The sequence below is a fragment of the Klebsiella oxytoca NBRC 105695 genome, from assembly GCF_001598695.1.
GTDB lineage: Bacteria > Pseudomonadota > Gammaproteobacteria > Enterobacterales > Enterobacteriaceae > Klebsiella > Klebsiella oxytoca.
This window is the reverse complement of the sequence record NZ_BCZK01000011.1, coordinates 31,025-43,638: the sequence shown is the minus strand read 5'-3', so window position 1 is coordinate 43,638 and position 12,614 is coordinate 31,025. Positions and strand designations below refer to the sequence as shown.

Sequence of the window (12,614 nt, the reverse complement as noted above, 5' to 3'; positions counted from 1 at the left end):
AGCACGGATTCTCCGGAGCCGTTCATACTTCGTCAAGCCATCATTTGTTTGTATAGTTTACTGGCTGTGTTAAAAATCCGGGCCATCATTTCACTTTCTTTACTTTTTATTCACACCCAGCGCGAAACTCGCTCGGGCTGGCGCCGGTGCATTTCTTAAACACGCGCGAAAAGTAGAGCTGGTCCTCAAAACCGACGTTACGGCCAACGGTAGCGATCGGCATCCGCGTCGTGCTCAGCAGCAGCTTGGCCTGGCTAATGCGCTGATCCTCCCGCCACCCCAGTACGCTGATCCCTAACTGCTGGCGGAACAGATGCGACAGGCGCGACGGCGACAGGCACACGTGCTGGGCGACGCTGGCAATGTCGAAATGGCTGTCCGCCAGATGATCGCTGATGTACTGGCAGGCATCGCGCACCCGGTTATCCAGCGGCGGATGCAGCGATTCATTGATGGCCTCCATACGGCGCAGCAGCAGTTGCTCCATAAGATTGATCGCCAGCAGCTCGGAATAACGCCCCGCGCCCTGCCCGGCCTCCACAATCTGCCCGAACAGCTCGCCAAAGCGCGCCTGCCACTGCTCATCCGGGCGGAAAAAGCCGGTCTGGGCAAAAATCGTTGGCCAGTTAAGCCATTCATGCCAGTAGGCGCGCGGCCGGAAATAGACCCACTGGTGATACCACTCGCGGGCATCGGGATGGCGGCCGTAGTGGTGTATCTCTCCCGGCGGAAACAGCAGCATATCGCCGGGGCGGCAGATAAACTGCTCCCCGTGGTTATTGATCACCCCTTCGCCGCGGATCGTCAAATTAAGGATATAGCCCTTCATGCCCAGCGGACGGTCAATAAAGAAATCCAGATAGCCGTCGGCCTCAATCGGCGTCAGGCCCGTCACCAGATGGGCATTAAAAGAGTAACCCGGCAACAAAGGATCGTTTTGCGTTTCAGCCATAAACTCTGCTCTCCCGGAGACATTAAGGACACCAATTGTCCATACCTTGCATTTTATCCTCAGGCTGAAGACCCGTACTGCGATGCGCGTTAGAAATCGGATTAAAACCCGCCTCATCTCGGCAAAAACTGAGCACGGCGCACAATTCAGGCGCTTTGAGCGCATAACTGAAGTGTCTATAAAGACGGCAGGAAAGTCCACATTGAATATTTGCACGGCGTCACACTTTGCAGCTTCACAGCAATATAGTCCATAAGATTAGCGAATACGGCCTGACGGTTTTCAGCCCAGATATCTACTGTTGCACCATGAATGATTTTTAGCATGGAGTAACAGTATGGCAATTGCGATTGGCCTCGATTTTGGCAGTGATTCAGTACGCGCCCTGGCGGTAGAGTGCGCGACCGGCGAAGAGCTCGCCGCAAGCGTCGAGTGGTATCCGCGCTGGCAGGAGGGGCTATTCTGCGATGGCCCGAACAACCAGTTCCGTCATCATCCACGCGACTATATCGAATCAATGGAAGCCGCGCTGAAAAGCGTCCTCGCCGCCCTTAGCGCCGAACAGCGCGCTGCCGTCGTAGGTATCGGCGTTGATAGCACCGGCTCAACGCCCGCGCCCATCGACGCTGACGGCAACGTGCTGGCGCTGCGCGAAGAGTTCGCCAACAACCCCAACGCCATGTTCGTGCTGTGGAAAGACCATACCTCGGTGGAGGAGGCGGAGGAAATTACCCGCCTGTGCCACCAGCCCGGCAAAGAAGATTACTCCCGCTATATCGGCGGTATCTACTCCAGCGAATGGTTCTGGGCCAAGATCCTCCACGTGACTCGCCAGGACCGCGCCGTCGCCGAGGCCGCCGCGTCGTGGATTGAGCTGTGCGACTGGGTGCCGGCCCTGCTTTCCGGGACGACGCGCCCGCAGGATATTCGCCGCGGCCGCTGCAGCGCCGGGCATAAATCCCTTTGGCATGAAAGCTGGGGCGGCCTGCCGCCAGCCGGGTTCTTCGATGAACTTGACCCGATAATTAACCGGAACCTGGCCTACCCGATGTTCAGCGAGACCTGGACTGCGGATCTGCCGGTCGGCACGCTGACCGCCGAATGGGCCGCGCGTCTGGGCCTGCCGCAAACCGTCGCCATCTCCGGCGGCGCATTCGACTGCCATATGGGCGCCGTCGGCGCCGGAGCGCAGCCAAATGCGCTGGTTAAAGTTATCGGCACCTCCACCTGCGACATTCTGATCGCCGATAAACAGAGCGTTAGCGAGCGCACGGTAAAGGGCATTTGCGGCCAGGTTGATGGTAGCGTCGTGCCTGACTTTATCGGTATGGAAGCGGGGCAATCCGCCTTTGGCGACATCTACGCCTGGTTTGGCCGCATTCTCGGCTGGCCGCTGGAGCAGCTGGCGCAGGCCCACCCGGAACTTAAAGAACAGATCAAAGCCAGCCAGAAACAGCTGCTGCCCGCGCTGACCGACGCATGGGCGAAAAATCCGTCTCTCGACCACCTGCCGGTAGTGCTGGACTGGTTTAACGGGCGCCGTACGCCGAATGCCAACCAGCGTCTGAAAGGGGTCATTACCGATCTGAACCTCGCCACCGACGCCCCGGCGCTGTTCGGCGGGCTGATTGCCGCCACCGCCTTCGGCGCCCGCGCCATTATGGAGTGCTTCACCGAACAGGGGATCCCGGTCAATAACGTGATGGCGCTCGGCGGCATCGCGCGCAAAAACCCGGTGATCATGCAGGCCTGCTGCGATGTGCTGAATCGCCCGCTGCAAATCGTCGCGTCCGATCAGTGCTGCGCGCTGGGCGCGGCTATCTTCGCCGCCGTTGCTGCCGGCGTCTACCACGATATTCCTGCCGCGCAGGAGCAAATGGCCAGCCGGGTGGAAAGCACCCTGCAGCCTCGCCCGGCGCAGGCGCAACGTTTTGAACAACTCTATCAGCGCTACCAGCAGTGGTCGCTCAGCGCGGAACAACGTTACCTCCCTTCGACTGCAAAAGCGGAATCCGCGCCGCAATCTCAGGCAGCCTTCACCCATTAAGGACATGAAAATGACAATTTTTGATAATTATGAAGTGTGGTTCGTCATCGGTAGCCAGCATCTGTATGGCCCTGAAGCGCTACGTCAGGTGACAAAGCACGCAGAACATGTGGTGAACAGCCTGAATGCGGAAGCCAAACTGCCGTGCAAACTGGTGCTTAAGCCGCTGGGTACCACGCCGGATGAGATCACCCATATCTGTCGCGACGCAAACTACGATGATAAGTGCGCCGGGATGGTGGTGTGGCTGCATACCTTCTCACCGGCGAAAATGTGGATCAACGGCCTCACGATCCTGAATAAACCGCTGATGCAGTTCCATACTCAGTTCAACGCGGCGCTGCCGTGGGACAGCATCGATATGGACTTTATGAACCTGAACCAGACCGCCCACGGCGGCCGCGAATTTGGCTTCATCGGCGCGCGGATGCGTCAGCAACACAGCGTGGTAACCGGCCACTGGCAGGATAAAGAAGCCCATCAGCGCATCGGCGCATGGATGCGTCAGGCGGTTTCGAAACAGGATACCCGCCACCTGAAAGTGTGCCGTTTCGGCGATAACATGCGTGAAGTGGCGGTCACCGACGGGGATAAAGTCGCCGCGCAGATTAAGTTTGGTTTCTCGGTTAACACCTGGGCGGTGGGCGACCTGGTACAGGTCGTCAATGCGGTCACCGATGGCGAAATCAGCGCCCTGGTCGATGAGTATGAAAGCAGCTATCGCCTGACGCCAGCGGTGCAAATCCACGGTGATAAGCGGCAGAACCTTCTTGATGCCGCGCGCATTGAGCTGGGGATGAAGCGCTTCCTGGAACAGGGCGGCTTCCACGCCTTTACTACCACCTTTGAAGATTTGCACGGCCTGAAACAGCTTCCGGGTCTCGCCGTACAGCGTCTGATGCAGCAGGGCTACGGCTTTGCGGGCGAAGGCGACTGGAAAACCGCCGCCCTGCTTCGCATCATGAAGGTGATGGCAACCGGTCTGCAGGGCGGCACCTCCTTTATGGAGGATTACACCTACCACTTCGAGAAAGGCAACGATCTGGCGCTGGGCTCGCATATGCTGGAAGTCTGCCCGACCATCGCTACCGCGGAGAAACCGATTCTCGACGTCCAGCCGCTGGGCATCGGCGGGAAAGCCGATCCGGCGCGCATCATCTTTAACACCCAGACCGGCCCGGCGATCGTCGCCAGCCTGATCGATCTCGGCGATCGCTATCGTCTGCTGGTGAACACCATTGAGACGGTGAAAACGCCGCACGAGCTGCCGAAGCTACCGGTGGCCAATGCGCTGTGGAAAGCCCATCCGGATCTGCGCACCGCGTCCGAGGCCTGGATCATTGCTGGCGGCGCGCACCATACCGTCTTCAGCCATGCGCTGACCCTTGATGATATGCGCCAGTTCGCAGAGCTACAGGATATCGAACTGACCGTGATTGACAACGAGACCCGCCTGCCCTCCTTCAAGGATGCGCTGCGCTGGAACGAAGTGTATTACGGTTCAAAACGCTAAGAGATCGTCCCCTCACCCTTACCCTCTCCCATAAGGAGAGGGTACCGCTCGGGCGCGAAACTGCTTTTCTCCCCTACCCTTGAACCGGGAAGAAAAGTTCGGGCACGGGACGGCTTCCTCCCTGGCCCTCCGGGAGAGGGTCGGGGTGAGGAGAAGCTGACTCGCCAGCTATTCGGAGCACATTATGTTAGAAGATCTTAAACGCCAGGTTCTCGAAGCCAACCTGGCCCTGCCAAAGCACAATCTGGTCACTCTCACCTGGGGCAACGTCAGCGCCGTCGACCGTGAACGGGGCGTGCTGGTGATTAAACCCTCAGGCGTCGACTACAGCGTCATGACCGCCGAGGATATGGTGGTGGTCAGCCTGGAGACCGGCGAAGTGGTTGAAGGCCAGAAAAAACCCTCGTCTGATACCCCGACCCACCGTCTGCTGTATCAGGCATTCCCGACGCTGGGCGGTATTGTCCACACTCATTCGCGTCACGCCACCATCTGGGCGCAGGCCGGACAGTCGATTCCCGCTACCGGCACGACCCACGCCGACTATTTCTACGGCGCGGTTCCCTGCACCCGGCTGATGACCGACGACGAGATCAACGGCGAGTACGAGTGGCAAACCGGCGAAGTGATCGTCGAAACCTTTCGTGAAAAAGGCATCGATCCGGCGCAAATGCCCGGCGTGCTGGTGCACTCTCACGGGCCGTTTGCCTGGGGTAAAAACGCCGAAGACGCAGTGCATAACGCCATTGTGCTGGAAGAGATCGCCTATATGGGCATCTTCTGCCGCCAGCTGGCGCCGCAGCTGCCGGAGATGCAGCAGACGCTGCTGGATAAACACTATCTGCGCAAGCACGGCGCGAAAGCCTATTACGGGCAATAAACCCGCGCTCTCCCCGGCTCGCGCTGCGCTTAGCCGGGCTACAGGTTCACAGCCGTCTGCGGACCTGGTAGCCCGGACAAGGCGCGTCAAGCGCCGCCTCCGGGGAACAGCGTGCAACACCGCCTCCGTTTTTTTCCCGGCTCGCGCTGCGCTCAGCCGGGCTACAGGTTCACAGCCGTCTGCGAGCCAGGTAGCCCGGACAAGGCGCGTCAAGCGCCGCCTCCGGGAAATAGCGCGCGGCACTGCCTTTGAAAACAGACAACCGCGCCACACCTGTATAAAATCCCAGCATTACTCGGTGAACCAGGCTATAATCAGGCCTGGTTTTTACTGATGAGAGCACGGCGTGACGCAGCCACGAGAAGGTTTTTTACTGACCCGTCACTGGCGGGATACCCCGCAGGGCACCGAACTGACTTTCTGGCTGGCGACCGATGACGGCCCGCTTGAGGTCACGCTGCCGCCCCAGGAGTCCGTGGCGTTTATCCCTGAATCCCAGCGCGCGCAGGTTGAACGCCTGCTGCAGGGGGAAAACGGCCATCGCCTTGCCCCGCTCAGCCTGAAAGATTTTCATCGCCAGCCGGTTTTTGGCCTTTACTGCCGCGCTCACCGCCAGCTGATGCGGCTGGAAAAAAAGCTGCGCGAAAACGGCGTCACGGTTTATGAAGGCGACGTTCGCCCGCCGGAGCGCTATCTGATGGAGCGCTTTATCACCGCCCCGGTGTGGGTTGAAGGCGAGTCGCGCGGCCAGCAGCTGGTCAACGCCCGGATGAAGCCCAATCCCCACTACCGCCCGCCGCTAAAATGGGTTTCGCTGGATATTGAAACCAGCCGCCACGGCGAGCTCTACTGCATCGGTCTTGAAGGCTGCGGCCAGCGGGTTGTCTATATGCTCGGGCCGGAGCCCGCCTCGCCCCCTGCCGTCAACTTCCAGCTAGAGTACGTCGCCAGCCGCCCGCTGCTGCTGGAAAAGCTTAACGCCTGGTTTGCCGCTCACGACCCGGACGTGCTGATCGGCTGGAACGTGGTGCAGTTCGATTTACGCGTCCTGCAAAAGCACGCCGAGCGCTATCGCATCCCGCTGCTGCTCGGGCGCGGCAACAGCGAACTGGAGTGGCGCGAACACGGTTTTAAGAATGGCGTCTTCTTTGCTCAGGCCAACGGCCGCCTGATTATCGACGGCATTGAGGCGCTGAAATCCGCGTTCTGGAACTTCTCCTCTTTTGCGCTGGAATCGGTCGCCCGCGAGCTGCTCGGCGAGGGCAAAGCCATTGATAATCCCTGGGATCGGATGGATGAAATCGACCGCCGTTTTCACCAGGATAAACCGGCGCTGGCCACCTACAACCTGCAGGACTGCGAGCTGGTCACCCGCATCTTCCATAAAACCGAGATCATGCCGTTTTTGCTGGAGCGCGCGACGGTCAACGGCCTGCCTGCGGATCGCCACGGTGGTTCGGTCGCCGCCTTCAGCCACCTCTATTTTCCACGCATGCACCGGCTCGGCTACGTCGCACCGAACTTCGGAGAAGTGCCGCCGCAGGCCAGCCCTGGCGGCTACGTAATGGATTCACGCCCCGGTCTGTACGACTCTGTGCTGGTGCTGGACTACAAAAGCCTGTACCCGTCGATTATCCGCACCTTCCTGATCGACCCGGTGGGGCTGGTTGAAGGTCTGGCGCAGCCCGATGACGCTCACAGCACCGAAGGCTTTCTCGGCGCGCGCTTCTCGCGAGATAAGCACTGCCTGCCGGGGATTGTCGGGCAGATCTGGCACGGGCGCGACGAAGCCAAGCTGCATAAAAACAAACCGCTGTCGCAGGCGCTGAAGATCATTATGAACGCCTTCTACGGCGTGCTCGGCACCAGCGCCTGCCGCTTTTTCGATCCGCGCCTGGCCTCTTCCATTACCATGCGCGGTCACGCGATTATGCGCCAGACCAAAGCGCTGATTGAATCCCAGGGCTATGACGTTATCTACGGCGATACCGACTCCACCTTCGTGTGGCTCAAGCGGGCCCACAGCGAAGAGGAAGCTGGCGCTATCGGTCGGTCGCTGGTGGCCTTCGTCAACGAATGGTGGGCGACGGAGCTGGGCAAAGAGGGGCTCGCCAGCACCCTGGAGCTGGAGTTTGAAACCCACTTCTGCCGCTTTCTCATGCCTACCATTCGCGGCGCGGATACCGGCAGTAAAAAGCGCTACGCCGGGATGATTCAGGAAGGCAGCGAGCAGCGCATGGTGTTTAAAGGCCTTGAGACGGTACGCACCGACTGGACGCCGCTGGCCCAGCAATTTCAGCAGGAGCTTTATCTACGCATTTTCCGCCATCAGCCCTATCGCGACTATGTGCGCGAAACCATTGATAAGCTGATGAACGGCGAGCTTGACGATCGACTGGTCTATCGCAAACGCCTGCGCCGTCCGCTGGCGGAGTATCAGCGCAACGTGCCGCCGCACGTGCGCGCGGCGCGGCTGGCTGATGAGCACAACGTTCGGCTGGGTAGACCGCAGCAGTATCAGCAGCGCGGCAGCATTAAATACGTCTGGACTACCGGCGGGCCGGAACCAGTGGATTATCAGCAGTCGCCGCTGGATTATGAGCACTATCTCTCTAAGCAATTAGAGCCTGTCGCCGAAGGAATACTTCCCTTTGTCGACGACGATTTTGCTACAATAGTGACGGGGCAACTGGGGCTATTTTGATTTTTTCTCACTCGTTCCGTCAGCACAAAAGCCGCAAAATGAAGGGTGAGGAGGACGTGACGAACGTTCCGCCATCCAGTAATATAGCGCCCTTTCCATTCCTGGACCCAATTTTGACGCATCTCCGATTCTCCATGGAGATGATCAACTATTGCCTGCAATTAAAGAACTAAAGAGCCGAACATATATGCCTTTTACACTTGGTCAACGCTGGATTAGCGACACAGAGAGCGAACTGGGATTAGGGACGGTCGTTGCGCTGGACGCGCGCATGGTGACCCTGCTTTTCCCCGCCATCGGCGAAAACCGTCTGTACGCACGCAACGACTCCCCGATCACCCGCGTGATGTTTAACCCGGGCGACACCATCACCAGCCATGAAGGCTGGCAACTCCAGGTTGACGAAGTTAATGAAGAGAACGGCCTGCTGGCCTACACCGGCACCCGACTCGACACCCAGGAAGCCAACGTTACCCTGCGTGAAGTGCTGCTCGACAGCAAGCTGGTTTTCAGCAAACCGCAGGACCGTCTGTTCGCCGGACAGATTGACCGTATGGATCGTTTTGCCCTGCGCTATCGCGCGCGCAAATTCCAGAGCGAACAGTACCGCATGCCGTGGAGCGGCCTGCGCGGTCAGCGCACCAGCCTGATCCCGCATCAGCTGAATATCGCTCATGACGTTGGCCGCCGCCATGCGCCGCGCGTCCTGCTGGCGGACGAAGTGGGTCTGGGTAAAACCATCGAAGCCGGGATGATCCTGCATCAGCAGCTGCTCTCCGGCGCCGCCGAACGCGTACTGATTGTCGTTCCGGAAACCCTGCAGCACCAGTGGCTGGTGGAAATGCTGCGCCGCTTTAACCTGCGCTTCTCGCTGTTTGACGATGAGCGCTATGCCGAAGCGCAGCACGATGCAATTAACCCGTTTGAAACCGAACAGCTGGTGATCTGTTCGCTGGATTTCGTACGCCGCAGCAAGCAGCGTCTGGAACACCTGTGCGAAGCGGAGTGGGATCTGATGGTCGTTGATGAAGCGCACCACCTGGTCTGGAGCGAAGACGCCCCGAGCCGGGAATATCAGGCGATTGAACAGCTGGCCGAATGCGTGCCGGGCATTCTGCTGCTCACCGCGACGCCGGAGCAGCTGGGAATGGAGAGCCATTTCGCCCGTCTGCGCCTGCTCGACCCCAACCGTTTCCACGACTTCGCCCAGTTTGTTGAAGAGCAGCAGAACTACCGTCCGGTTGCCGACGCCGTCGCCCTGCTGCTGGCTGGCAATAAGCTGAACGACGCCGAGCTGAACGCGCTGAGCGATCTGATCGGCGAACAGGATATCGAGCCGTTATTGCAGGCCGCCAACAGCGATCGCGATGATGCCCAGGCCGCTCGTCAGGAGCTGGTGTCAATGCTGATGGACCGCCACGGTACCAGCCGCGTGCTGTTCCGCAATACCCGTAACGGCGTCAAAGGCTTTCCGAAACGCGAGCTGCATACGATTCGTCTGCCGCTGCCGACCCAGTACCAGACGGCCATCAAGGTTTCCGGCATTATGGGTGCCCGCAAAACGGCCGAAGAGCGCGCCCGCGACATGCTCTATCCGGAGCAGATTTATCAGGAATTTGAAGGCGATACCGGTACCTGGTGGAACTTTGACCCGCGCGTTGAATGGCTGATGGGCCATCTCACCAGCCACCGCTCGCAGAAAGTGCTGGTGATCTGCGCTAAAGCGGCCACCGCGCTGCAGCTGGAGCAGGTTCTGCGCGAGCGCGAAGGCATCCGTGCAGCGGTGTTCCACGAAGGGATGTCAATTATCGAACGCGACCGCGCCGCCGCCTGGTTCGCCGAGGAAGATACCGGCGCTCAGGTGCTGCTGTGTTCTGAAATCGGCTCGGAAGGCCGCAACTTCCAGTTCGCCAGCAACCTGGTGATGTTCGACCTGCCGTTCAACCCGGATCTGCTGGAGCAGCGTATCGGTCGTCTTGACCGTATCGGCCAGGCCCACGATATTCAGATCCACGTTCCGTATCTGGAAAGAACCGCCCAGTCGGTGCTGGTGCGCTGGTATCACGAAGGTCTGGACGCGTTCGAGCACACCTGCCCGACCGGCCGTACCGTTTACGACAGCGTGCATAATGAACTGATTAACTATCTCGCCGCGCCGGAAAATACCGACGGCTTCGACGACCTGATCAAAGCCTGCCGCCAGCAGCATGAAGCGCTGAAAGCGCAGCTGGAACAGGGCCGAGATCGTCTGCTGGAGATCCACTCCAACGGCGGAGAAAAAGCCCAGCAGCTTGCGGAAAGCATTGAAGAACAGGATGACGACACCAGCCTGATCGCTTTCTCCATGAACCTGTTCGATATCGTCGGCATCAACCAGGACGACCGTGGTGAAAACCTGATTGTCCTGACCCCCTCCGACCATATGCTGGTACCGGACTTCCCTGGCCTGCCGGAAGATGGCTGCACCATTACCTTTGAGCGTGACGTCGCCCTGTCCCGCGAAGACGCGCAGTTCATCACCTGGGAGCATCCGCTGATTATCAACGGTCTGGATCTGATCCTCTCCGGCGATACCGGCAGCAGCACCATCTCGCTGCTGAAGAACAAAGCGCTGCCGGTAGGTACCCTGCTGCTGGAGCTGATTTACGTCGTTGAGGCCCAGGCGCCGAAGCATCTGCAGCTCAACCGCTTCCTGCCGCCGACGCCGGTGCGCATGCTGCTCGACAAAAACGGCAACAACCTTGCCGGTCAGGTGGAGTTCGAAAGCTTTAACCGTCAGCTGAGCGCGGTAAACCGCCACACCGGCAGCAAGCTGGTCAACGCCGTCCAGCAGGACGTCCACGCCATTTTGCAGCAGGGCGAAGGCCAGGTGGCCAAAGCGGCCCAGGCCCTGATCGACGCCGCACGTCAAGAAGCCGACGATAAGCTGTCGGCCGAACTGTCGCGCCTTGAAGCGCTGCGCGCCGTTAACCCGAACATCCGCGATGATGAACTGGCGGCTATCGAGAGCAACCGTCAACAGGTCATGGACGCGCTGGCGCAGGCGGGCTGGCGCCTGGATGCGCTGCGCTTAATCGTGGTCACCCACCAGTAACGGAACGCGAATATGGCGATGGAAAACTACAATCCGCCGCAGGATCCCTGGCTGGTTATCCTCTACCAGGATGAGCACATTATGGTGGTCAACAAGCCAAGCGGCCTGTTGTCCGTACCGGGCCGGCTGGCTGAGCACAAGGACAGCGTGATGACGCGCATTCAGCGCGATTTCCCGCAGGCCGAGTCGGTGCACCGGCTGGATATGGCGACCAGCGGCGTGATTGTGGTAGCCCTGACCAAAGCGGCAGAGCGCGAGCTTAAGCGGCAGTTCCGCGAACGCGAGCCGAAAAAGCAGTACGTCGCCCGCGTCTGGGGGCACCCGGAAAAAGCCGAGGGTCTGGTGGATTTACCGCTGATTTGCGACTGGCCGAACCGGCCAAAGCAGAAGGTGTGTTACGAAACCGGCAAAGCGGCGCAAACCGAGTATGAAGTGCTGGAGTTCGCGACGGACAACACCGCCCGCGTGCGCCTGAAGCCGATTACCGGGCGTTCGCATCAGCTGCGCGTGCATATGCTGGCGCTGGGCCATCCGATTCTTGGCGACCGCTTTTATGCGTCGCCGGAAGCGCTGGCCATGGCGCCGCGTCTGCTGCTGCACGCTGAAACCCTGACCATCACCCATCCGTCATTCGGTAATACGATGACGTTCCGCGCGCCGATCGACTTCTGATCGTTCAAATCTGTCCCGGGTCTTGCCGCCAGCGGCATACCCGGGCAATTCCTCGCTCATCATCGCAGCGGAACACCGACGTTAGTCGCGGGCAAACCACGCATCAATCATCTGCTCAACGCGGGCGACAACCTCCCCGGTGTCATGACGGCGGCTGCGCGCGCAGGCGTGCGCAGGTTCATCGCACAGCAGGCAGCGGCGCTGGTTTTCCCCCATAGACTGACGGCCAACCAGGCCATCTTTCGGGCAAATAACGTCGATATCCCACAGGCGGCCCAGCGGATGGGTATGCTCAAGATCGGTACAGAAGGCTTTGATTTCACTGGCGGCGTGATCGACGCACCACAGCGCTTCCGGACCGGTCGGCAGCCACAGCACCTGGCGATCCAGCGTCTGCCAGCGGTGTTTCCACAGCATCTGATCGCAGGCCTGCAGCGCTACGCCCATCATATTACGGTAGCGAATGCTGTCTTTCACCGCGCCCGGGGTCACCAGGGTCAGCGAAATCACCGGCCGCTGATAATGGGCTAACCAGTCGGCCTGACGCGCGGCGCGCTGCTCTTTCGCCGCCAGCAGCGCTTCCATGCTTACGCCCTCACGGGCGAGAGTATCCACTGACATTTGTTTCTCTCCTCACTCAATTACAGGCAGCGGACAGGCTGCCGTCGCAGTCGCGAATAATGGCGCTGATTGTATCGCTAAACGATCCCTGTTTTGGAGACGGGGCGCAGATATTTTCTGCGCCATTTAGC

At 59.7% G+C, this 12,614-nt stretch carries 8 protein-coding genes; 6 read left to right on the top strand and 2 right to left on the bottom strand.

Annotated features, from left to right (window positions below):
* Positions 1 to 106: 106 nt before the first annotated feature.
* The gene (araC, locus tag KO1_RS18670) at positions 107 to 952 is read right to left on the bottom strand and encodes an arabinose operon transcriptional regulator AraC (protein ID WP_004098545.1); all 846 of its coding nucleotides are present in this window, start codon (positions 950 to 952) and stop codon (positions 107 to 109) included.
* A gap of 337 nt (positions 953 to 1,289) precedes the next feature.
* On the opposite strand from araC, the gene araB reads away from it, so the two are divergent.
* The 6 genes from araB (at position 1,290) to rluA (ending at position 11,862) form a co-directional block, all read left to right on the top strand.
* Positions 1,290 to 2,999 carry a ribulokinase gene (gene araB, locus KO1_RS18665; protein WP_017145007.1) on the top strand — a complete coding sequence of 570 codons (1,710 nt, stop codon included), beginning with the start codon at positions 1,290 to 1,292 and terminating at the stop codon, positions 2,997 to 2,999.
* 10 nt (positions 3,000 to 3,009) lie between these two features.
* Positions 3,010 to 4,512 (top strand): L-arabinose isomerase, encoded by a 1,503-nt coding sequence (gene araA, locus KO1_RS18660; RefSeq protein WP_004110533.1) that lies wholly within the window; start codon positions 3,010 to 3,012, stop codon positions 4,510 to 4,512.
* 184 nt (positions 4,513 to 4,696) lie between these two features.
* Complete coding sequence (araD, locus tag KO1_RS18655; RefSeq protein WP_017145008.1) at positions 4,697 to 5,392, top strand: L-ribulose-5-phosphate 4-epimerase; 696 nt, start codon at positions 4,697 to 4,699, stop codon at positions 5,390 to 5,392.
* Positions 5,393 to 5,738: 346 nt separating this feature from the next.
* Positions 5,739 to 8,096 carry a DNA polymerase II gene (gene polB / locus KO1_RS18650; protein ID WP_017145009.1) on the top strand — a complete coding sequence of 786 codons (2,358 nt, stop codon included), beginning with the start codon at positions 5,739 to 5,741 and terminating at the stop codon, positions 8,094 to 8,096.
* 187 nt (positions 8,097 to 8,283) lie between these two features.
* Complete coding sequence (rapA, locus tag KO1_RS18645) at positions 8,284 to 11,190, top strand: RNA polymerase-associated protein RapA (protein WP_004108196.1); 2,907 nt, start codon at positions 8,284 to 8,286, stop codon at positions 11,188 to 11,190.
* A 12-nt stretch (positions 11,191 to 11,202) separates the two neighbouring features.
* Positions 11,203 to 11,862: a bifunctional tRNA pseudouridine(32) synthase/23S rRNA pseudouridine(746) synthase RluA gene (gene rluA, locus KO1_RS18640; protein WP_004108199.1), complete on the top strand. Its 660-nt coding sequence runs from the start codon at positions 11,203 to 11,205 to the stop codon at positions 11,860 to 11,862.
* Positions 11,863 to 11,943: 81 nt separating this feature from the next.
* On the opposite strand, the gene citX is transcribed toward rluA, so the two are convergent.
* On the bottom strand, positions 11,944 to 12,483 hold the full coding sequence (gene citX / locus KO1_RS18635) for a citrate lyase holo-[acyl-carrier protein] synthase (protein ID WP_017145010.1): 540 nt from the start codon (positions 12,481 to 12,483) through the stop codon (positions 11,944 to 11,946).
* Positions 12,484 to 12,614: the final 131 nt, after the last annotated feature.

Coding starts and splice junctions, on each gene's coding strand:
- araB (WP_017145007.1), top strand. CDS start 1,290: ATGGCAATTGCGATTGGCCTCGATTTTGGCAGTGATTCAGTACGCGCC.
- rapA (WP_004108196.1), top strand. CDS start 8,284: ATGCCTTTTACACTTGGTCAACGCTGGATTAGCGACACAGAGAGCGAA.
- araA (WP_004110533.1), top strand. CDS start 3,010: ATGACAATTTTTGATAATTATGAAGTGTGGTTCGTCATCGGTAGCCAG.
- citX (WP_017145010.1), bottom strand. CDS start 12,483: ATGTCAGTGGATACTCTCGCCCGTGAGGGCGTAAGCATGGAAGCGCTG.
- araC (WP_004098545.1), bottom strand. CDS start 952: ATGGCTGAAACGCAAAACGATCCTTTGTTGCCGGGTTACTCTTTTAAT.
- rluA (WP_004108199.1), top strand. CDS start 11,203: ATGGCGATGGAAAACTACAATCCGCCGCAGGATCCCTGGCTGGTTATC.
- araD (WP_017145008.1), top strand. CDS start 4,697: ATGTTAGAAGATCTTAAACGCCAGGTTCTCGAAGCCAACCTGGCCCTG.